Below are 21,055 nucleotides of genomic sequence, written 5' to 3'. Positions count from 1 at the left end.
GTGCCCTTCGGACTGGGGAGAGCCGGGATGGGGATCAGGGTATTCATCGTTGACGACCACGCGCTGGTGCGCGCCGGCTTCCGCCTGATCCTGGGCGCGGAGGGCGACATCGAGGTGGTCGGAGAAGCCGACAGCGCGGAAGCGGCGCTGCCGCAGATCCGCAAGCTCAAGCCGGACGTGGTGCTGTGCGACCTGCACCTGCCCGGACTCAGCGGGCTGGAACTGACCGAGCGCATCGTGCGCGGCGATTACGGCACCCGCGTCATCGCGGTGTCGGTGCTGGAAGACGGGCCGATGCCGCGCCGGCTGCTGGAGGCGGGCGCCTTCGGTTACGTCGGCAAGGCCAGCGATGCTTCCGAGCTGTTGCGGGCGGTGCGCGACGTGGCGCGTGGCAGGAAATACTTGGCCAGTTCGATCGCGCAGGGCATGGCGCTGGCCGGCCTGCACGGCGAAACCGTCTCGCCGTTCGACACGCTGACGCCGCGTGAACTGGAAGTCGCGCTGCTGCTGAACCAGGGCCTGCGGCAGGAAGCCATCGCCCGCCAGCTCAGCCTGAGCGCGAAGACCGTGAACACCCACAAGACCCGGCTGTTCGAGAAGCTCGGCATCCAGGACAACATCGCGCTGGCGCGGCTGGTGGGCCAGTACGGCCTGATCGATCCGGCGCAGGCCGTGCACTGAGCCGCGGCTGCCAGCGGGCAGCCGCGACGTTCGATTCCAATGACCCAAATGCGATGGCGCCGGTTTCCCGGCGCCATCCGTCTTGCTGTGTGCCGCCCCTGGATCAGGCGCTGCGCTGCGGCTCGTCGGCGTCTTTTTCCGCAGCTTCCGCAGCGGCTGCCTGCGCTTCCGGTGCGGCCGGTTCGGCCTGCGGCAGCGATTCGAACAGCCCGCGGGTGGGCACGTCCGGAGCCGGGATCGAAGCCGGTGCGGGTGCCGGGACTGCGGCCGCGAACGGATCGACGGCCGGTGCCACGGCCGGTGCTGCGGGCTCCACGACTGCAACCGGCGTCATTTCCGCGGCGGCGCCAGGTCCGGCGGCAGGGCCAGCCTGCGCCACTTCCAGTTCGGCCAGGCTTGCGTCCGCCGCCTGCGGGATCGCGGTCGGCGCCGGCGCGGGTACCGCCACCGGCGCATCGGCGGCAGTCTCGGCGGAGACTTCGGTGCGCTCGGCTTCCACTTCGACCGAAGCGGTTGCGGTCACGGCGTCCGCCGCCGGCAGCGGTTCGGCTTCGGCCTTGGCGACGTCAGCCGCCTGCACGACCGGCGCTGCGATTTCCGCGGCCACCGGCGCCACCTCGGCGACAGGCGAGCTGATCGCGACAATCGCGGCGGCTGCCGGCGTCGCGGTGGACGCTTCCGCCTTCGCGACGGGCTGCTCGCGGGCGGCCTGGGAGGCGCTGTGGGCCGCCGGTGCTGCAGCCGCCGGCGCTTCGATGTCATCGAAATCGAATTCCGGCTGGTTGGTGTCGGCGCCCACCACTTCGTCCAACGCTTCGTCGTGGTCCAGCATCGCCTCGTCGGCACCGCCGGCGGCGTCGCCGTTGCCACGACGGCGGCGGCGACCGCCGCGACGGCCGCGGCGGCGCTTGCCGCCAGCTTCACCCGCGTTCGCATCGTCGCCAGCGGCGGGCGCATCGTCGCTGGACGTGTCCAGCTGGGCGGTCTCGACGATCGATTCCAGCTCGGCCGGCACGGCCGAGGCCGCAGCTGCGGCCGGCTGCTGGATCACCGCAGCTGCGCTGTTTTCCGCGATCGCCCCCGCTGCGGCCACCGCAGCTGCGGCGACTTCCGCCGGTTGCGCGGCCTCGATGGCCGGACGCTCCTGCCGGGGCGGGCGCGGCTGCTTCTGCAGCTGCGCCTTTTCCGACTGCTGCGCCTTTTCCTGCGGTTTCGGCTGCTGCGGCTGGCGTTCCTGCTTCGGTTGTTGCGGCTGCTTGTCCAGCTTCTGCTGTTGCGGCTGCTTCTGCTTCTGCTGTTTCTGGCCTTCGCCGCGGTTGTCGCGCTGGCGGGTGTCGTCGCGGCGACCCTCGTCACGACGGCCATCGCGGTTGCCGCGCCCATCACGCTCGCTGCGACGATTGCCGCGCTCATCGCGGCGGCCGTTGCCTTCGCTGCGCGCCGGCGCCGGCGCGGGCGCGCTGGGTGCCGCACCGAACAGGCCGCGCAGCCAGCCGATCACGCCACCGTTGGCGGGCGCGGCCGGGACCGGCTTCGCCGCCTGGGCGAACGCCGGGGCGGGCGTCTGCTGCGGTTCCTGCGGCATCGGCTTGGGATCGCGCAACGGTGCCGGCTGGGCGGGGCTGACCCTGGTGACGGCCGGCGGCGGGATGTTCAGCTGGCCCTTGGTCAGGGCGATGGTGTTCAGCTTGCGCGGGGTGCCGCGCTGGTAGCTGGGCCGGCCGGTTTCCTCGCCCATCTCGTTGTCGCGGATGCGCGTCACTTCGTAATGCGGGGTTTGCAGCTGTTCGTCGGCGACGATCACGATGGGGGCGTCGTGGCGCTGCTCGATCTCGCGCAGGGCGCTGCGCTTCTCGTTGAGCAGGAAGTTCGCGATCTCCACTGGCGCCTGCACCAGCACCTGGCCGGTGTTGTCCTTCATCGCGTGTTCCTCGGCGACGCGGATGATGGAGAGCGACAGCGACTCGATGCTGCGCATGCGGCCGTGGCCCTCGCAGCGCGGGCAGACGATCTGGCTGGCCTCGCCCAGGCTGGGGCGCAGGCGCTGGCGGCTCATTTCCAGCAGGCCGAAGCGGCTGATGCGGCCGATCTGCACGCGGGCGCGGTCGTACTTCAGCGCGTTCTGCAGCTTGTTCTCGACCTCGCGCTGGTGCTTGGTGGACGACATGTCGATGAAGTCGATCACCACCAGCCCGCCGAGATCGCGCAGGCGCAGCTGGCGCGCGACTTCTTCGGCCGCTTCCAGATTGGTGTTGAACGCGGTTTCCTCGATGTCGCCGCCCTTGGTGGCGCGCGCCGAGTTGACGTCGATGGCGGTCAGTGCCTCGGTCTGGTCGATCACCAGCGCGCCGCCGGAGGGCAGGCGGATGGTGCGCTCGTAGGCGTTCTCGATCTGCGACTCGATCTGGAAGCGGTTGAACAGGGGCACGTCGTCGGTGTACTGCTTCAGCTTGCGCTTGTTGTGCGGCATCACCTGATCGACGAACTCCAGCGCCTCGGCGTACATCTCCGGGGTATCGACCAGGATTTCACCGATGTCGCTGCGCATGTAGTCGCGCAGGGCGCGCACGATCAGGCGCGACTCCTGGTAGATCAGGAACGACGCCGGCTTGCTCAGCGCGGCTTCGGCGATGGCGCGCCAGATGCTGAGCAGGTAGTCCAGGTCCCACTGCAACTCTTCCGCGTCGCGGCCCACGCCGGCGGTGCGGATGATCACGCCCATGTCGTCGGGGATGTCCAGCGAATCCATCGCGCGCTTCAGCTCGGCGCGGTCGTCGCCCTCGATCCGGCGCGACACGCCGCCGGCGGTCGGCGAGTTCGGCATCAGCACCATGTAGCGCCCGGCCAGCGAGATGAACGTGGTCAGGGCCGCGCCCTTGTTGCCGCGCTCCTCCTTGTCCACCTGCACCACCACTTCCTGGCCTTCGCGCAGGAGTTCCTTGATGCCGGCCTTGTTGTGGTCCACGCCCGCCTGGAAATAGTCGCGGGAGATTTCCTTCAGTGGCAGGAAGCCGTGGCGCTCGCCGCCGTATTCGACGAACGCGGCTTCCAGGGAGGGCTCGAGCCGGGTGATGCGGCCCTTGTAGATGTTGGACTTCTTGTTGTCGCGGGACGGCTGTTCGATGTCGATGTCGTACAGGTTCTGTCCGTCGACGATGGCAACCCGCAGTTCTTCCGCCTGCGTGGCGTTGATGAGCATTCGCTTCATTGTGCGTTCCTTGTGCGCTGCCACACCCGGTAACGGGTGCCGCGCGGAACGCCATGGGGCGTTTCGCTTCTGGATACCACCGAGCGTGCGGCCGCGCTGGGCGCTGGCCGTGCCGCTTTCGAGTTTTCCAGCGCTGCCACACCACGGCGAACCGCGGGAGCGCTTTTTCCTTGTAATGGGCTTGCTGGGCCGGCGACCGCCACCGCATGCCTTTGGGGGGAATGGGCGCGTCGCACGGGGCGTTGTTCAACGGGCAGAATCACGGCGGGGGCCGGCAATGGGCGGGTTTGCCGCGCAGCCGTTAACATGTCCGCCCCGAGGGCGGTGGCAACGTCACTGCGGCGGGGCTCGCCAGGCAGGCCGGCTTTCGGCCGGATGGGCGGTCAACCGCCCGACACTTCCTGCGAAATCAAACCCTTGCATCGCCCCCCGAGTGTAGCAGATCAACCCCCGATGACACAGCCGGACACCCCCCCCAGCAGCGGCGCGCGCACCGTCCGCATTCCCGATGATCGTGCCGGCCAGCGGCTGGACAATTTCCTGCTGGGCCAGCTCAAGGGCGCCCCGCGCAGCCTGGTCTACAAGCTGGTGCGCAGCGGGCAGGTGCGGATCAACGGTGGCCGGGCCAAGGCCGAACGCAAGCTGGAAGTGGGGGATGAGGTCAGGATCCCGCCGGTTCGGCTCGAAACGCAGCAAGATGCCGGACGTTCACCGCCGAAAGGCCTGCTGGCGGCGCTTGAAGCGTCGATCGTGTTCGAGGACACCCGCCTGCTGGCCATCAACAAGCCGTCTGGCATCGCCAGCCACGGTGGCAGCGGCATTTCCTTCGGCGTGATCGAGGCGATGCGCGCCCTGCGTCCGCGCGACACGCTGGAACTGGTGCACCGGCTGGACCGCGACACCTCCGGCCTGCTGGTGCTTTCCAAGAAGCGTTCGGCGCTGTCAGAACTGCAGCGATTGTTGCGTGAAGATCATGGATCAGGCATCGAAAAGCGCTATCTGGCGCTGCTGATCGGTCGCATGCCGGACGGCACCATGAGCGTGGATGCGCCGCTGCACGTCGGCCTGCGCCAGGGTGGCGAGCGGCATGTGCAGGTCAATCCGGCCGGCAAGCCGTCGATGAGCCATTTCCGGGTGCTCGAGCGGCGCGGCGGGCAGAGTTATTGCGAAATCCGCATTGAAACCGGCCGCACCCACCAGATCCGCGTCCATGCCCGCCACATCGGCCATCCGGTGGCAGGCGACGACAAATATGGCGACGAAGCCGCCAACAAGCGGTTGCGCGAGCAGGTCGGCCTGAAGCGGCTGTTCCTGCACGCTTCCACCCTGGAGTTCGCCCTCGATGGGGGCAAGGCGCCGTATTCGCTCAACGCGCCGCTGGTGCCGGAGTTGATCGAGGTGCTGGACCGGTTGGGGTGACAGTCGGCGTGCCCGAGGCGGCGGCAGACCCGGGACGACTCTCGGCGACATGGATGTCGCCGAGAAGCCTACATGGACGTATTCACGGCGTGTCGAACCGGGTCTGCCGCCGCCTCGGGCACTGCGAGAAGCCCTCAGCCCGCCAGCAGGTCCGCCTTTGCCGCACAGATGAAATCGTTCTCGCTCAGTCCGCCCACGTCGTGGGTGGAGAAGTGCACCACACAGCGGTCGTAGTGCACCGACAGGTCGGGATGATGGTTTTCGGCGTTGGCGACGTGGGCCAGCGCGTTCACGAACGAGATCGTCCGGTAGTAGTCGTGGAAGCGGAAGGTCTTGGCCAGCACGTGGTCGTTTTCCAGCAGCTCCCAGCCCTGCAGCTGCGGCAGCAGCTCGCGGATGCGGGCTTCGCCCAGCCGGTGTTCGTGGCCGCGGCGGGCAATGCAGCGCGCCTGGGCGAGGGGGATGAGATCGACCATGGTGTGCTCTCCGTGCGCGGGCTGAACCGGGATTCGGGCGATACGCAGCCGCAACGCCGCGCCGCTAGAATAGCCGGATGATCCAGATTTCCGAAGCCGCGCAGACCCATTTCCGCAAGCTGATCGAGCGCGAGGCCATTCCCGGCCTCGGCGTGCGCCTGTCCGCCCAGCACCCCGGCACCGCGCGTGCCGACGTGCGCCTGGAATTTTCCGAGCCGGACGAGCTTGCTGGCGACGAGTGGGCAATCGATTGCGAAGGCTTCACGCTGTGGCTGGATGCGCCCAGCGTGCCGTTCCTCGACGGCGCCGAAATCGACTACGCCACGATGGCCACCGGCGGCCAGCTGCAGATCCGCGCGCCGCGGATCAAGGGCGTGGCGCCGGGTGAGTCGGCCTCGCTGGTCGAGCGCGTGTGCTGGGTGATCGAGAACGAGATCAACCCGCAGCTGGCCATGCACAAGGGCCACGTCACCCTCACCGAAATCACCGCAGACGGCATCGTGGTGCTCAATTTCGGCGGCGGCTGCCACGGCTGCAGCATGGTCGACATCACCCTGAAGCAGGGCGTCGAAAAAACCCTGCTGGACAAGGTGCCGGGCGTCACCGGGGTGCGTGACGTCACCGACCACGCCAGCGGCAGTGCGCCGTACATGTCGAACTGACGGAACCCGGCGCGCGTGACGACGGCACAGGACCTGATCACCGCACTCGAACAACGGCGCCTGCTGAAGCGCGGGCATGCCGACATTCCCGGGGAAATGCCGGTCGGCTGGCAGCACTGGTTCGATGCCCAGCCGCAGGCCGATGCCGGCGCCGCGCGCGCGCGCATCGAAGCGTGGGTACAGCCGCTGGCGCAGCGCCTCACCTACGCGGCGCAAGGCAAGGCTGCCCGGCTGGGACTGCCGTTTTTCCATCTGCAGCGGCTGGGGCGTCCGCACGATCCGCGCGACGAACGCGCGCTGCGGATCGGCGTGGGCGCGGCCGACATCCTGCTGCACCTGCTGCTGGCGGTAACGCTGCTGTGGCTGATGTACCTGAACCTGGCGGAACTGGCGCGGCAGGACGACGACCCCGGTCAGGTGGTGCAGGTGCATTTCATAGGTCGCGGCAACGCGGAGACCGGCGGCGGTGCGCTGGCCGAACAGGGCGCGCAGTCTGGGCCGTCCGCCGCTGCAGCCGTCGTCCGGACCACGCCGACCCCAACGCCAACGCCGGTGGCGGAGGCGGAGGCGATGCCGGAAGCCGCCGCTGCAACCGCAGCGCCGCCGGTATTGGAGCAGGTGGCGGAGCCGCTGCCGCAGGCCATCGACGCCAGCCGGCCGGTGCCGACGCTGGAGCAGGCGCCGCCCACGCCGCCGGAAGCGCGGCAGGTGCTGCAGGTCAGCGAGGTGCCGCAGCCGCAGCCGGACGGATTCAAGCTGCCGCCGCCGCGCGAACGCAGCGTGGCGCTGCCGCAGGCAACGCTGCGGGAAGCGCAGCTACAGCCGCAGGTGGAGTCGCTGCCGATGCTCGAAACGCCCGCGCCGCGCGCACTGCAGCCGGCGCAGCGGCAGGCCCAGCTGCGTGCGCCGGAACTGAAGGAACAGGTGCGCGAAATCGAGGTGTTCCGGCCCGACCCGCGCCTGCAGCCGCGCGAGCGCGCCGCGCCCACCGCCGATGCCCCTGCGCTGCGGGTGCCACAGCCGGCCGGGCAGGTGCGTGAGTCGCCGTTGAAGCCGGATGCCGGTGGTGCCACCGCCGCGGCCGGTGATCGCGGCAACGCCGCGGCGGAGGGCAGTGCGCGCAACGCAAGCTCCGGCGCCGGGCAGAAGCAGGCCGGCAGCGGACAGGGTGCACGGCCGGCAGCGGTCGGCGGGCGCGGTGTTGCGGCAGCAGGCACCGGCGCCGGACCGGGGCTCAAGCCGGCACCGGGCGGCTGGCCGGGCGCGGCGAAAAGCGACGACTGGGGCGCTTCGCAACGCAACGTCGCTGGCACCGGCAATGGCCAGGGGCGCGAGGGCGACGGCAGGTCCGGCCTGTTCAACGCCGACGGCAGCGCGCGCCTGCCCGATGAATGGCTGGATCAGAACAGCGTCGACCTCGACCGCGCCGGCACCTGGCTGAAGCGGCCGGGGCTGGAATACCGCGGCACCCGCTTCGACAAATACTGGATCCCGCAGGGCACGCTGCTGCAGGAATGGGTGCGCCGCGGGATCAAGGAGCTGTCGATCCCGATTCCCGGCACCAGCCTCAAATTGAAATGCGTGGTGTCGCTGCTGCAGTTCGGTGGCGGCTGCATGCCAGTGAACCCGGACGTCAACGAACAGTCGTCGACCGGCCGTGCCGCACCTGCGGTGCCGTTCAAGCCGGAGCTGCAGGAAGACAACGGCAGCGTGCGCCCGGCGCCGGTGCCTGCCGACAACCCGTAGCGGCGCCGCAGCGCCGCGCGTGCTGTTGAAGCGCCGGCTGGCGCGCTCGCGCTGCCGGCAGTCAGGGAAGCGGTCGGCTTACGCGCGCGCGCCCAACGACTGCAGCATCTGCGGACGCAGGCCGTCGTCGTCGCGCGCCTGCGGTGGCGCGATTTCGGTCAGCGAGAACCCGCGCGTCAGCGCATCGTCCTCGTCCAGCCCCTCGAACGACACGAACTCGGCGTCCATCAGCGCGGCGCGCGCGGTGTCGATGCTGTCGTAGGCGAGGGTGTTGCCGTCGCTGTCGAACACCTCGGCGGTGCCGGCCTCGCGCTCGCGCAGGCGCGCCCAGACCACGGTGCGGCCGAGCGTGGCCAGCCACCAGCTGTCGTTGTCCGTCTCGCTCATGCCAATCCCTTTCCGATGATCCACAGCACCCCGCCCATCGCGATCCCGCCCAGGATCACCAGCAGGGAGATGCGTGAAGGCGTGGCCAATCCCGACAGGCTGCGGTCGGCCGCGCTGCGATAGCCGCCGCGCAGCAGCCACCACAGCGCGACGGGATTGAGGAAGGCGCCGGGGCTGAACTGCGCCACCAGCTGCGGGTGGCGATCGCGCAGGTGCACCAGCGTCAGCGGCCAGAAAATCACGAACGCGGTGGCGCCGGCGATCGCGATGGCGAATGCGGTCAGGGCCAAAAACAGGATCAGGTCGGCATCCATCAGAACTCTGCCGAGCCCGGCGCGCGCGGGTAGGCAATCGCGTCGCGGATGTTGGCCAGCCCGCAGACATAGACCACCAGCCGCTCGAAGCCCAGCCCGAAGCCGGCGTGCGGCACCGTGCCGTAGCGGCGGAAGTCGCGGTACCAGCCGTAATGGGCCGGGTCAAGGCCGAACTGGGCCATGCGCGCGTCCAGCACGTCCAGCCGCTCCTCGCGCTGGCTGCCGCCGATGATCTCGCCGATGCCCGGCGCCAGCACGTCCATCGCGGCGACGGTGCGGCCGTCGTCGTTGATGCGCATGTAGAAGGCCTTGATCTGCTCGGGATAGTTCATCACCACCACCGGGCGGCCCACGTGCTCCTCGGTCAGCCAGCGCTCGTGCTCGGTCTGCAGGTCCAGGCCCCATTCGACCGGGAAATCGAACTTCTTCCCGGACTTCTGCAGCAGCGTGATCGCATCGGTGTAGTCGATCCGCTCGAACGGCGCGTTGATGAATTTTTCCAGCCGGGTGACCGCATCCTTCTGCACGCGCTCGGCGATGAACGCCATGTCGTCCGCGCGCTCGTCCAGAACCGCCTTGAACAGGTACTTGAGGAAGTCCTCGGCGAGGTTGGCATCGTCGTTGAGGTCGGCGAAGGCGATCTCCGGCTCGATCATCCAGAACTCGGCCAGGTGGCGCGTGGTGTTGCTGTTCTCGGCGCGGAAGGTCGGGCCGAAGGTGTAGACCTTGCTCAGGCTCAGGCAGTAGGCCTCGACGTTGAGCTGGCCGGACACGGTGAGGAAGGTTTCCTTGCCGAAGAAGTCGCGGCTGAAGTCCACGTTGCCCTTGCCGTCGCGCGGCAGGTTGGCCATGTCCAGGGTGGAGACGCGGAACATCTGGCCGGCGCCTTCGGCGTCGCTGGAGGTGATGATCGGCGTGCTGATCCAGTAGAACTCGCGCTCGTGGAAGAAGCGGTGCACCGCCTGTGCCAGGCAGTGGCGGATGCGGGTGACGGCGCCGAACAGGTTGGTGCGCGGACGCAGGTGGGCGAATTCGCGCAGGTATTCCAGCGAATGCTGCTTGGGCTGCATCGGGTAGGTCAGCGGGTCTTCCACCCAGCCGACGACTTCGATGTTCGATGCCTGCACCTCGAAGCTCTGGCCCTGGCCCTGCGACTTCACCAGGGTGCCGGTGGCGATCACCGCGCAGCCGGTGGTCAGGTGCTTCACCTCGGTTTCGTAGTTGGCCAGCGTGTCCGGCGCCACCACCTGGATCGGTGCGAAGCAGGAGCCGTCGCTGACGTTGACGAAGCTCAGCCCGGCCTTGGAGTCGCGGCGGGTGCGCACCCAGCCGCGCACGGACACCTGGCCGCCTTCCGGTACCTTCCCGGCCAGCGCCTGGGCCACGGAGATCGTCGTCATCTTGAAATCCTGCACTGCAAGCATGAAATAGATTCGGGAGTTTACCGGAGCAGCCGCTCCCCTTGGATTAGAATCGACGCATGGCCATCCTGCTGACCGACACCGCCCGCGAACGCATCCTCGGCTACCTCGATGCCGACCCCAAGGCCGTGGGCCTGCGCTTCGGCGTCTCCCGCAGCGGCTGCTCGGGCTGGGGCTACAAGGTGGACATGGCCCGCGAGCAGGGCGCGGACGACGTGGTGTTCGATGCCGGCGGCGTGCGCATCTTCGTCGACGCCGCCAGCCTGCCGCAGGTCGACGGCACCCGCATCGACTTCGTGAAGCAGGGGCTGAACGAACAGTTCACCTTCGAAAACCCCAACGTCACCGGCGGCTGCGGCTGCGGATCCAGTTTCACTACCGGATCTGTCCAGCCGGTCTGATTTGCGCGCAACCCCCTGACTGGCCATAATGGCCGGCTCCCGCTTGCGGGAATTCTTGCCCGAACGCGCCTGTCCATGTCACCGGCAGGTGGCCGAGGGCTGCCCGGCCGGCATCGCGCCAGCCGCCATCCACAAGGAAACCACCATGCGTCATTATGAAATCGTGTTCCTGGTCCATCCGGACCAGAGCGAGCAGGTCCCGGCGATGATCGAGCGCTACAAGAGCGCCATCGAGGCCGGCAACGGCAAAATCCACCGTCTGGAAGACTGGGGCCGCCGTCAGCTGGCCTACCCGATCCAGAACCTGGTGAAGGCGCACTACGTGCTGCTGAACATCGAAGCCGAGCAGTCCGTGCTGGACGAGCTGGTCGACACCTTCCGCTTCAATGACGCGATCCTGCGCCACCTGGTCATGCGTCGCGACGACGCGGTGACCGAGCAGTCCCTGATCATGAAGAACAAGGACGAGAAGGGCGACAAGCCCGAGCGTCGCCGCCGCGACGACGAGAGCGACAGTGCCGTGGGCACTGGCGATAACGAAAACGCCGAAGCCGCCTGAGGATCACGCCATGTCCAAGTTCTTCCGTCGCCGCAAGTTCTGCAAGTTCACCGCCGAGGGCGTGACCGAGATCGATTACAAGGATCTCAACACCCTGCGCCAGTACCTGACCGAGACCGGCAAGATCGTGCCGAGCCGCATCACCGGCACCAAGTCCAAGTACCAGCGCCAGCTGCAGAACGCGGTCAAGCGCGCCCGCTTCCTGGCCCTGATCCCGTACACGGACAACCACAACATCTGACGCTTTGCCTGTACGTCAGCCAGATTGAATCCCGTCCATTCGGACAGCAACCGTTGCGGCGCATCGCGCGCCGCTAACGAATACGGAGCAATACCATGCAACTGATCCTCCTGCAGAAGGTCACCAACCTCGGCAACCTCGGCGACAAGGTCGACGTGAAGCCGGGCTACGGCCGCAACTATCTGGTGCCGCAGGGCAAGGCCGTGCCGGCCACGGCCGCCAACCTGGCCGAGTTCGAAGCCAAGCGCGCCGAGTACGAAGCCAAGGCCCAGTCCAACCTCGATGCCGCTTCCGCGCGTCAGGCCAAGCTGGCCGATGCCAGCGTGACCGTGGCCGCCAATGCGTCCACCGAAGGCAAGCTGTTCGGTTCGGTCGGTCCGCGCGAAATCGCCGAGGCCCTGACCAAGCAGCTGGGCGTGGAAGTGAACAAGTCGGAAGTGGTGATGGGCGAAGGCCCGCTGCGCCACACCGGCGAGTTCGAGGTGCTGGTGCACCTGCACGCCGACATCGACACCACCGTCAAGGTGGTGGTGGTGCCGGAAGCCGCCTGAGTTTTCCGCGCCATGCAGTATCCGGACGGGCGCCGCAAGGCGCCCGTTCCGTTTTTTGCGAAGTGTCCCCGGGCGCTGGCGGCGCCGGGCCCGGATCGGGTGCGGGACACGCCGCAAGTACGTCCATGTAGGCTAATCGGCGACATCCATGTCGCCGATTGTCCCGCGCCCGACCCGGGCCCAGCGCCACCAACGTCGTGGCGTCTGTCGTCGGTGTCGCAACCTGTGAGATGCCCACCGGTTATCCACAGGGTTATCTGCAACGCTCGCCGCCGGCGCCAACTACGATGATCGTTTCCGCCGCACAACAACAACCGGCCCGCCATGACGGGCCGACAGGGGAGTCACGCAGCCGATGAGCGCAAGGTCGGGGATCCGTTCCGATGCCAGCTTCCAGACCCGCAACGAGCATCGGGTCGAGCAGCTGCGCGTGCCACCGCAGTCGATCGAAGCCGAGCAGGCGGTGTTGGGCGGCTTGATGCTGGACCCGAACGCGTTCGACCGCGTCGCCGACCAGTTGCTGGAAGAGGATTTCTACCGCCGCGACCACCAGCTGATCTACCGCGCGGTGCGCGAACTGGTGGAGAAGAACCGGCCCTGCGATGCGGTGACGGTGGGTGAGTGGTTCGATTCGCAGGGACTCGGCGAACAGGTTGCCGGCGGTGCCTATCTGGTCGAGCTGGCCGCCAGCACGCCCAGCGCGGCCAACATCAAGGCCTATGCCGAAATCGTCCGCGACAAGGCGGTGCAACGCCGGTTGATCGACATCGGCACCACCATCGTCAACGACGGCTTCCAGCCCGAAGGCCGCGATTCCGGCGAATTGCTGGCGCAGGCCGAATCGGCGGTGTTCGCGATCGCCGAAGGCCATTCGCGCGGCAAGCAGGACTTCGTGCCGGTGCGGCGCGCGCTGGCCGAGGCGTTCGAGATCCTGCAGAAGCGCGCCGAGAACGGCGGCGGCATCACCGGCCTGCCGACCGGTTATTCCGAATTCGACCAGATGACGGCCGGATTGCAGCCCACCGACCTGATCGTGCTGGCCGCGCGACCGGCGATGGGCAAGACCACCTTGGCCCTCAACATCGCCGAGTACGGCGCGCTGAAGTCGAAGAAGGCGGTGGCGGTGTTCTCGATGGAAATGTCCGCCGGCCAGCTGGCGATGCGCCTGATCTCTTCGCTGGGCCGGGTCAACGCGCAGCGGCTGAAGGTGGGCGACCTGGAGGACGAGGACTGGAGCCGCGTCACCGGCGCCATCGCCCAGCTCAGCGGGATCAAGATCTTCATCGACGACACCCCCGGCCTGTCGCCGGAGGTGCTGCGCGCCAAGGCGCGCCGGCTCAAGCGCGAACACGATCTGGGCCTGATCGTGATCGACTACCTGCAGCTGATGCAGGTGCCCGGCAACAGCGAGAACCGCGCCACCGAGATCTCCGAGATCAGCCGCTCGCTGAAGGGGCTGGCGAAGGAGCTGAACGTGCCGGTGATCGCGCTGTCGCAGCTCAACCGCTCGCTGGAGTCGCGCACCGACAAGCGCCCGGTGATGGCCGACCTGCGCGAATCCGGCGCGATCGAGCAGGACGCCGACATGATCGTGTTCATCTACCGCGACGAGTACTACAACAAGGAAAGTTCGCCGGACAAGGGCTTGGCCGAGATCATCATCGGCAAGCACCGAAACGGCAGCACCGGCAGCTTCAAGCTGAAGTTCTTCGGCGAATACACGCGCTTCGACAACCTCGCCCACGACACCGTCGGCAGTTTCGAGGGTTAGGCCGGCCGCCAGTGATGGCGGCATGCCGAAGGTTGGCTAGGCAGCCGCGGCTGCGCGTGTTCGAATAGCGCCCCTATGAGCGAACTGATGAGCCAGCGGCCGACCCGCATCGTGGTCGACCTGGACGTGCTGGGCGGCAATCTGCGCGCGATCCGCGCGAAGGTTGGCGTGCCGGTGATGGCGATCGTCAAGGCCAATGCTTACGGCCACGGCCTGGTGCCGGTGGCCCACCACCTGCAGGCGCAGGGCGTGGAGCAGTTGGGCGTGGCCTTCGTCGAGGAAGGCATGGCGCTGCGCCGGGCCGGCATTACCGTGCCGATCCTGGTGTTGGGCGGCATCCTCGGGCGTCAGACCGGGCAGCTGATCCAGCACGATCTGGAAATCACCGTTTCCTCGCTGGACAAGCTGCGCAAGGTCGAGGCCGCGGCCGAGCGGTTGGGCCGCAAGGCGGTGATCCACCTGAAGATCGACACCGGCATGGAGCGCATCGGCGTGCACAGTTATTCGTGCGGGCCGATGATCGAAGCGGCGGTGGCGTCGCCATGGTGCACGGTCAAGGGCGTGTATTCGCACTTGGCCTGCGCCGACGATCCGGCATCACCGATGACCGCGCTGCAGCTGGAGCGCTTCCTTGAAGCCTGCGCGCATTTCGAACGCATCGGTGCACCGATGCCGATCCGCCACCTCGCCAATTCGGGCGGCGTGCTGCACTACCCGCAGACCTGGCTGGACATGGTGCGGCCGGGGATCATGCTCTACGGCGTGCTGCCGGATCCGGGCGCGCACCGCACTGTGGACGTGAAGCCGGCGCTGTCGCTGATCTCGCAGGTGGTCTATTTCAAGACCGTGCTGGCCGGGCACCCGGTGGGCTACGGCGCCACCTGGGCGCCGCAGCGCGACACCCACGTCGTGACCGTGCCGATCGGCTATGGCGACGGCTATCCGCGCGCGCTGTCCAACTGCGGCGAGGTGCTGATCCGCGGGCAGCGGCGAGCGATCGTGGGGCGGCTGTGCATGGACCAGTTCATGGTCGACCTGGGAGCCGAAGGCACTGCCTATGTCGAGGACGATGTGGTGTTGATCGGCACCCAGGGCGGGGAAACGATCAGCGTCGAGGACGTGGCCAGGCGCGCCGGCACCATCGGCTACGAAATCCTGACCCGCCTCAACGAACGCGTGCCGCGCGAATACGTGGGCGGGCCGGCTGCGGTCGCGTAAGCCGCCGGTGCAGGGCATTCCGGTGTGGACGGAACGCGCCTCGCGTTGACCGCCCACGACGCGGCGTGATTCACTCGCCGGGACTATCGGGGGAGTGCAGGATGGCCACGTCGAAGCCGCGCCTGAAGCGTTCTGCCGAGCCATCGCGCCGGCCGAAACGCGAGCCGATGTCGCGCGTGGACACCGCCTGGCTGCGGATGGAGCGGCCCACCAACCCGATGATGATCACCGGCGTGCTGATGCTCGCCGAGCCGATGCAGCTTGCGCAGCTGAAGAAGGTGATCCAGCAGCGCTTCCTCTCCTACGCGAGGTTCCGGCAGAAGCCGGTCGATGGCGCCGCCGGTGCGCAGTGGGTGGAGGATGCGCACTTCGACCTCGACTGGCATGTGCGCCTGTCCGGGCTGCCGGGGCGGCCCGGCAAGGCCTCCGAGAAGCGCGCGCTGGAGCGCTTCGTCAGTGAGCTGGCGTCGAGTCCGCTGGATCCCACCAAGCCGCTGTGGCAGTTCCACCTGATCGAGCGCTATCAGGGCGGTTCGGCGGTGGTGGCGCGCATCCACCACTGCTATGCCGACGGCATCGCGCTGGTGCAGGTGCTGCTGTCGCTGACCGATACCAGCCGCGAATCGTCTTCGGCTTCGCGCCTCGACAAGAGCTGGCTCAAGCATGAAGCGGTGCCGGTGGCCCGCCGGATGGGCGCGATGGAGCGCTACATGAAGCTCGGCGGCAAGGCGCTGGGCCAGGGCATGGCGATGATGCAGGATCCGTCGCTGGCCACGCTGCTGGCGAAGGAGGGCGGGGACATCGCCCGCGAGCTCGTCCATGCGCTCTCGCTGCCGGACGACCCGCCATCGCTGCTGCGCGGCCAGCTGGGCGTGAGCAAGCGCGTGGCGTGGGCCGAGCCGCTGGACCTGGAGGAAGTGAAGGCGGTCGGCCGCGCCTGCGGCTGCACCGTCAACGACGTGTTGATGGCCGCCGCCGCCGGCGCGCTGCGCAGCTACATGCGCGAGCGTGGCGAGGCGCTGGAGGGCATGAGCCTGCGTGCCACCGTGCCGGTCAACCTGCGTCCGCTGGAACACGCGAAGAAGCTGGGCAACCACTTCGGCCTGGTGTTCCTGGACCTGCCGGTGGGCGAGGACAATCCGCTGCGCCGCCTGCAGCGCGTGGCCGAGTGCATGAACCAGCTCAAGGCATCCCGCCAGGCCATCGTCGCCTACGGCCTGCTGGCCGCACTGGGCATCGCCCCGCAGCCGGTGCAGGAGATCGCGCTGGAGCTGTTCAGTCGCAAGGCCAGCGCGGTGGCCACCAATGTGCCGGGCCCGCAGCAGCCGCTGTACATGGCCGGCTGCACGGTTCGAGAAATCATGTTCTGGGTGCCGCAGACCGGCTCGATCGGGCTGGGCCTGTCGATCCTCAGCTATCGCGGCAAGGTGCACTTCGGGCTGATTGCCGATGCCCGCCTGATCCCCGATCCGGACGCGGTGGTGCGCCGCTTCGGCGAGGAGTTCGAAAAGCTCCTGTACCTGGCGATGATGGGCCCTTGGGATGCGCCGCTGGATGCCGCCGCCGCGGAAGCACTGCTGCAAGACGCAACCGTGGCTTAACGCGGCGGCGCCCGTTCACATTCAGGCCACGGTCCGCCGCCTAGCCTCTGGGTCGTAACGCCACCGCGCCATCCAGACGAGGAATTACCCGATGAAGCCCCATTTCAAGCTCGCCATCCTGGGCGTTTGCCTGGCCACCCTGACTGCCGGCTGTGCCACCTACACCGGGCAGACCAATGATCCCAATGATCCCAATCGCACCAAGCGCGGCGCGCTGATCGGCGCGGCCATCGGTGCCGCCGCCGGCCTGCTCAGCGGTGATAGCGCGGTGGAGCGTCGCCAGCATGCGATGGTCGGCGCCGGCATCGGCGCGCTGGCCGGTGGCTCCATCGGTGCCTATCAGGACCGCCAGGAAGCCGAACTGCGCCGTGCCACTGCCGGCACCGGCGTTGACGTCAGCCGCGACGGCGACGTCATCAAACTCAACCTGCCGGACGGCGTGACCTTCGACTTCAACAAAACCAACGTCAAGCCGCAGTTCTATCCGGCCTTGAACACCATTGCCGGCACCCTGAAGGAGTACAACCAGACCATCGTCGAGGTCAGCGGCCATACCGACAGCATCGGCACGGACGCGATCAACCAGCGCATTTCCGAGCAGCGCGCCAATTCGGTGGCCAGCTACCTGATGGGTCAGGGCGTGCAGCGCGAGCGCTTCGAGATCGTCGGCATGGGCAAGCGCTATCCCATCGCCAGCAACGACACCGACTCCGGCCGTGCGCTGAACCGCCGGGTGGAGATCCGCCTGCTGCCGCTGCGTTCATAAGCGGGCCGCAAGCCGTTTGCCGAAGCGGGCCGCGCGATGCGGCCCGTTTCCGTATCCGGCGGATGAACGCCTGCCGCCCCGGCCTTGTGAATGCCGCCACCGCCCCTATACTGGCCCTGTCGGTAAGATCGACAACTTCCCGGGGGTGCACTGGCTTCGACGGGGGTCGCGAAATTACTTGGCGCATGCCGAGGGGGTAGCTTTCCTCGTTAATCCAGCTGCAAAACTCTAGTTGCCAACGACGACAACTACGCTCTCGCCGCTTAAGGCGTAAGCCCCGAACCCACTTGTGCCCGTGCTCGTGGATGTAGGGTCATTATCACGGAACCGGCTGTGATGGCTGCCTGTCAGTCACGGCTTAACCAAAACAGGCTGGTCCTGCGGTGCGCTTTGCACACCGTGCTGCTGCGGGACGAGACCCAACGGTGAGCTAAGCATGTAGTGCCGGGGATGGAGTGCCTTCGGACGCGGGTTCGACTCCCGCCACCTCCACCATCTTCCAAAACCCCAACCGGCTTCGGTTGGGGTTTTTCTTTTTTGGTGGCCGTTGCCCCGACTCCATTGGTGCCGGCGGGAAGCAAGGCCGGCAGGGGCGACGATCAGAGCAGCGGCGCCAGCCGCGGTTCCAGCAGTGCGCGGCGCCAGCCGGCCAGCTGGCCGTTCCAGCCGCCGCCGTCCTGCAGCGCTTCCAGCACTTTGCGCGAGGCCAGCAGGCCTTCGGGCAGCTGCAGTTCGCCGGCGACCGCGGCCACCGCTTCCTGCAGGGCGCGCAGCTGTTTCTTGTCGCGGTCGTCGCCGCGCGCCAGCGGTGCTTTCGCTTCGTCGGCCAGCGGCGTGATCAAGGCTTCCCACAGCGGCGTGCGCAGGCTGCGCGGGGCTTTGGGGTTGGCATCCAGCAGGGCGTCGAAGCGCAGCCGGCTATCCAGCTTCTGGCGGGCCAGCGCCACCGCCAATTCGTTGTCGAGGATCCAGCTGCGGGGGCGGTCGCTGCTGCGCGCCTGCGCGTCGCGCCAGCGCAGCATGCGCAGCAGCCGGCGCTGGCCCTCCGCGTCGAGGAACTGCGCGCTGCGGATCGCAAGATGCGGCCAGCGCTCGCCGTCGTCACTGGCGGCATTGGCCAGTTGGCGGGCACTGTCTTCTTCCAGCCACGCGGTACGGCCGTTGCCGGCCAGGCGCGCCTGCAGGTCGCGATGGAGGGCGTGCAGGTGGCGCACGTCGTCGGCTGCGTATTCCAGCTGGGCGGGCGACAGCGGCCGGCGCAGCCAGTCGGAACGGGTTTCGCCCTTGGCCAGCTCCACCCCGGTCACGGCCTGCACCAGCTTCTGGTAGCCAAGGCCGGCCCCCAGTCCACACATCGCGGCCGCGGCCTGGGTATCGAACAGCGGCGTCGGCAGGGTGCGGCAGGCGTACTGGAACGCCACCAGGTCCTCGCTGGGGCTGTGCATCAGCTTCAGCACGTCGGGGTTGGCCAGCAGCGGGGCCAGCGCTTCGCGCATGCCGGGGCGCAGCGGGTCGACCAGCAGGATGTCGTCATCGCTTTCGCCCAGCGCGATCTGCACCAGGGCCAGCTGTGGCCAGTAGGTGCGTTCGCGGATGAACTCGGTGTCCAGGCCGATGGCGGCGGGCAGGGTGGCGAGGCGCGCGCGCAGCGCGCCGGGGGTATCGATCCAATGTGTCATCCGCACATTATGCGGTTGCCGGAGGCTGGCCCATGCCCTAAGTTCGTCTGCATCGTGAACCGGCGTCTGCCGGTGCTGATGGAGTCAGGGTTTGCGCGCAGGTGGTTTCCTCATCCCGGTGCTGTTGGTGCTGGCCGGCTGCAAGCCGGAGCCGGAGGCGCCGGCACTGGCGTTGCACCCGGTGCCGGCGCAGCAGCGTCTGCCGGCGCAGGTGCCTGCACCGGCGCTGGAATCCGGTCGGGTCAGCATCCGCGGCGACGATGCGCTGGCCGACGTGCTGAGCTGGACCCTGCCCGAAGCCAGCATCGAACAGCCGGCGCGCGTCCGCGCCGCCGCGCGGCGGGCGCTGGCCAAGGGGGACCTGTTCGAAACCGAGGAATCGGCGATCCCGCTGCTGCTGGCGCTGCGCAAGGCGCAGCCGGACAACGCACAGGATGCGCGCCTGCTGGAAAAAGCCCGCGCGGCGCTGCTGGCGCAGGCCTGGATTGCACTGGATGCCGGCGAAGACCTGGCGTCGCTGCGCTACGCCCAGCGCCACGGCACCGTCCTGCGCACGCTGTGGCCGGCGCTGCCGGAGGCGAAAACCTATCTGGACGCGGTGGACCGCGCCGGCCAGGCGTTCGACCTGTGCGTCGGCGGCGAGCGCGCGCTGCACGCCGGCAATCTGGATACGCCCGGCGGCGCGCTGGAGCTGTTCCGCCGCGCGCAGGCGCTGTGGCCGCTGCAGACGCGCGCGCAGCGCGGCATCGCCGCGGTCCAGGCGGCATTGCTGGCGGGCGCCCAGGCACAGGCAGCGGAGGGCGATTTCGAGGGCGCCTATGCCGAGTTGGGCCGCGCGGGGCGGGTGCGCAGCGATGCGGAAGCCATCGCCACGGCGCGGCAACGGATCGAGGCGACGCGCACCGACCGCATCCGCAGGCTGGGCGATGAAGGCCTGATGGCGCTGGCCGACCCCGCCGGGCTGCAGATGGCCCGCGAGCGGCTGGCCGAGATCCTGCGCATCGCGCTGCCTGGCAGCGGTGCCGGCGTGGCGCTGCGCCAGCGCATCGACCTGGTGGGCCATTACGGCTTGTTCCGCCCCGGCCAGGTGTTCACCGATGAAATGGCCGATGGCGGGCGCGGGCCGGCGCTCAGCGTGCTGCCGCGCGGCGGTTTCTCGATGGGAGCACCGGAAGACGAGGAGGGCGCCAACCCGGACGAGCAGCCGCAGCACCCGGTGCGCTTCGAACGCGGCTTCGCGATGACCCGGCACGAGATCACGGTCGGCCAGTTCCGCCGCTTCGTGATCGCCACCGGTGCTACCCCGCGCGCCACCCAGCGCGGCCACTCGCTGGCCTATGACGCGCGCAGCGGCAACTTCCTGCGCGGCAGCGGAATCGACTGGCAGTCCGGCTACGACGGCCGCCCGGCCGGCGAGGACATGCCGGTGATCCACGTCACCGCGCGCGATGCCGAGGCCTACGCGGCCTGGCTGTCGGAGCAGACTGGCGTGCATTACCGGCTGCCCAGCGAGGCCGAATTCGAATACGCCCTGCGTGCGGGCGGGCAGACCATCTATCCCTGGGGCGTCGGCGCGCCGCCGGCGGACGCCGGCAACTTGGCGGGCGGCAAGGACGTGTCGACGCGCGGGCGCAGCTGGAGCAACGCGTTTCCGGGCTACGGCGATGGCTGGTGGGGGCCGGCGCCGGTGGGCCGCTTCGCGGCCAATGCCTATGGTCTGTACGACATGGTGGGCAACGTCAGCGAGTGGGTCGCGGACTGCTGGCACCGCGGCTATCGGCGCGCGCCGTCGAACGGCCAGGCGTGGGTGAATCCGGGCTGCCGCACCCGAATGTATCGCGGCAGTTCCTGGGCCAGTGCGCCGGCGCAGGCGCGTTCGGCCTGGCGGGCCTCCGGCGGCGTCGATGCCACCAACGCGCGGGTGGGATTCAGGCTGGTGCGGCAGCTGTGAGGC

At 68.6% G+C, this 21,055-nt stretch carries 19 protein-coding genes and 1 other RNA gene; 14 read left to right on the top strand and 6 right to left on the bottom strand.

The window, feature by feature from the left end:
• Nucleotides 1-27: 27 nt before the first annotated feature.
• A complete protein-coding gene (locus G582_RS0100565) occupies nucleotides 28-681 on the top strand; it encodes a response regulator (RefSeq protein ID WP_028838168.1) in 654 nt (217 codons plus the stop codon).
• Between the two features lie 103 nt (nucleotides 682-784).
• Here the strand turns inward: G582_RS0100565 and G582_RS14920 are convergent, their stop codons facing one another.
• On the bottom strand, nucleotides 785-3,889 hold the full coding sequence (locus tag G582_RS14920; RefSeq protein ID WP_051246365.1) for an Rne/Rng family ribonuclease: 3,105 nt from the start codon (nucleotides 3,887-3,889) through the stop codon (nucleotides 785-787).
• A gap of 453 nt (nucleotides 3,890-4,342) precedes the next feature.
• Between G582_RS14920 and G582_RS0100555 the strand changes: the two genes are divergently transcribed.
• Nucleotides 4,343-5,308 carry an RluA family pseudouridine synthase gene (locus tag G582_RS0100555; protein ID WP_051246362.1) on the top strand — a complete coding sequence of 322 codons (966 nt, stop codon included), beginning with the start codon at nucleotides 4,343-4,345 and terminating at the stop codon, nucleotides 5,306-5,308.
• Nucleotides 5,309-5,442: 134 nt separating this feature from the next.
• Here the strand turns inward: G582_RS0100555 and G582_RS0100550 are convergent, their stop codons facing one another.
• Nucleotides 5,443-5,784, bottom strand: coding sequence for a 4a-hydroxytetrahydrobiopterin dehydratase (locus G582_RS0100550; RefSeq protein WP_028838166.1), 342 nt, complete (start codon nucleotides 5,782-5,784; stop codon nucleotides 5,443-5,445).
• A gap of 77 nt (nucleotides 5,785-5,861) precedes the next feature.
• On the opposite strand from G582_RS0100550, the gene G582_RS0100545 reads away from it, so the two are divergent.
• Nucleotides 5,862-6,446, top strand: coding sequence for an NfuA family Fe-S biogenesis protein (locus G582_RS0100545; protein WP_028838165.1), 585 nt, complete (start codon nucleotides 5,862-5,864; stop codon nucleotides 6,444-6,446).
• A 15-nt stretch (nucleotides 6,447-6,461) separates the two neighbouring features.
• Nucleotides 6,462-8,192: a hypothetical protein gene (locus G582_RS0100540; RefSeq protein ID WP_028838164.1), complete on the top strand. Its 1,731-nt coding sequence runs from the start codon at nucleotides 6,462-6,464 to the stop codon at nucleotides 8,190-8,192.
• A 78-nt stretch (nucleotides 8,193-8,270) separates the two neighbouring features.
• Here G582_RS0100540 and G582_RS0100530 read toward each other — a convergent pair whose 3' ends face one another.
• From G582_RS0100530 to asnS, 3 genes are read right to left on the bottom strand one after another with little or no spacing between them, the layout of a single operon-like run.
• Nucleotides 8,271-8,579: a hypothetical protein gene (locus G582_RS0100530; RefSeq protein ID WP_028838163.1), complete on the bottom strand. Its 309-nt coding sequence runs from the start codon at nucleotides 8,577-8,579 to the stop codon at nucleotides 8,271-8,273.
• Nucleotides 8,576-8,881 (bottom strand): hypothetical protein, encoded by a 306-nt coding sequence (locus G582_RS0100525; RefSeq protein WP_028838162.1) that lies wholly within the window; start codon nucleotides 8,879-8,881, stop codon nucleotides 8,576-8,578. Before G582_RS0100525 ends, G582_RS0100530 begins: the two co-directional genes overlap by 4 nt.
• A gap of 11 nt (nucleotides 8,882-8,892) precedes the next feature.
• Nucleotides 8,893-10,293 (bottom strand): asparagine--tRNA ligase, encoded by a 1,401-nt coding sequence (gene asnS, locus G582_RS0100520; protein WP_028838161.1) that lies wholly within the window; start codon nucleotides 10,291-10,293, stop codon nucleotides 8,893-8,895.
• 80 nt (nucleotides 10,294-10,373) lie between these two features.
• Here asnS and G582_RS0100515 point away from each other — a divergent pair, with 80 nt between their 5' ends.
• The 9 genes from G582_RS0100515 to ssrA all read left to right on the top strand — a co-directional run bounded on the left by G582_RS0100515 (nucleotide 10,374) and on the right by ssrA (nucleotide 17,917).
• Complete coding sequence (locus G582_RS0100515) at nucleotides 10,374-10,715, top strand: HesB/IscA family protein (protein ID WP_028838160.1); 342 nt, start codon at nucleotides 10,374-10,376, stop codon at nucleotides 10,713-10,715.
• A 145-nt stretch (nucleotides 10,716-10,860) separates the two neighbouring features.
• On the top strand, nucleotides 10,861-11,274 hold the full coding sequence (gene rpsF, locus G582_RS0100510; RefSeq protein ID WP_028838159.1) for a 30S ribosomal protein S6: 414 nt from the start codon (nucleotides 10,861-10,863) through the stop codon (nucleotides 11,272-11,274).
• Nucleotides 11,275-11,284: 10 nt separating this feature from the next.
• The gene (gene rpsR / locus G582_RS0100505) at nucleotides 11,285-11,515 is read left to right on the top strand and encodes a 30S ribosomal protein S18 (RefSeq protein WP_028838158.1); all 231 of its coding nucleotides are present in this window, start codon (nucleotides 11,285-11,287) and stop codon (nucleotides 11,513-11,515) included.
• A 95-nt stretch (nucleotides 11,516-11,610) separates the two neighbouring features.
• Entirely contained in the window at nucleotides 11,611-12,066 is a 456-nt protein-coding gene (rplI, locus tag G582_RS0100500; protein ID WP_028838157.1) for a 50S ribosomal protein L9, read from the top strand.
• Nucleotides 12,067-12,421: 355 nt separating this feature from the next.
• Nucleotides 12,422-13,837, top strand: coding sequence for a replicative DNA helicase (locus G582_RS0100495; protein WP_028838156.1), 1,416 nt, complete (start codon nucleotides 12,422-12,424; stop codon nucleotides 13,835-13,837).
• A gap of 75 nt (nucleotides 13,838-13,912) precedes the next feature.
• Nucleotides 13,913-15,055: an alanine racemase gene (gene alr / locus G582_RS0100490; protein WP_051246359.1), complete on the top strand. Its 1,143-nt coding sequence runs from the start codon at nucleotides 13,913-13,915 to the stop codon at nucleotides 15,053-15,055.
• Nucleotides 15,056-15,156: 101 nt separating this feature from the next.
• Nucleotides 15,157-16,656, top strand: a complete 1,500-nt coding sequence (locus tag G582_RS0100485) for a WS/DGAT/MGAT family O-acyltransferase (RefSeq protein ID WP_028838154.1) — start codon at nucleotides 15,157-15,159, stop codon at nucleotides 16,654-16,656.
• A gap of 91 nt (nucleotides 16,657-16,747) precedes the next feature.
• The gene (locus tag G582_RS0100480) at nucleotides 16,748-17,422 is read left to right on the top strand and encodes a YiaD family glycine zipper/OmpA-like lipoprotein (RefSeq protein ID WP_028838153.1); all 675 of its coding nucleotides are present in this window, start codon (nucleotides 16,748-16,750) and stop codon (nucleotides 17,420-17,422) included.
• 141 nt (nucleotides 17,423-17,563) lie between these two features.
• Nucleotides 17,564-17,917, top strand: a transfer-messenger RNA (tmRNA) gene (ssrA, locus tag G582_RS17350).
• 104 nt (nucleotides 17,918-18,021) lie between these two features.
• Here the strand turns inward: ssrA and rnd are convergent.
• Nucleotides 18,022-19,101, bottom strand: coding sequence for a ribonuclease D (gene rnd / locus G582_RS0100475; protein ID WP_028838152.1), 1,080 nt, complete (start codon nucleotides 19,099-19,101; stop codon nucleotides 18,022-18,024).
• Between the two features lie 91 nt (nucleotides 19,102-19,192).
• On the opposite strand from rnd, the gene G582_RS0100470 reads away from it, so the two are divergent.
• A complete protein-coding gene (locus G582_RS0100470; protein ID WP_083960877.1) occupies nucleotides 19,193-21,052 on the top strand; it encodes a formylglycine-generating enzyme family protein in 1,860 nt (619 codons plus the stop codon).
• Nucleotides 21,053-21,055: the final 3 nt, after the last annotated feature.

Origin of the sequence: Thermomonas fusca DSM 15424 (assembly GCF_000423885.1) — a bacterium.
In the GTDB taxonomy this organism is placed as follows: domain Bacteria; phylum Pseudomonadota; class Gammaproteobacteria; order Xanthomonadales; family Xanthomonadaceae; genus Thermomonas; species Thermomonas fusca.
Note: the sequence above shows the minus strand (reverse complement) of the source record. Positions and strands in the feature narration are given on the sequence as shown.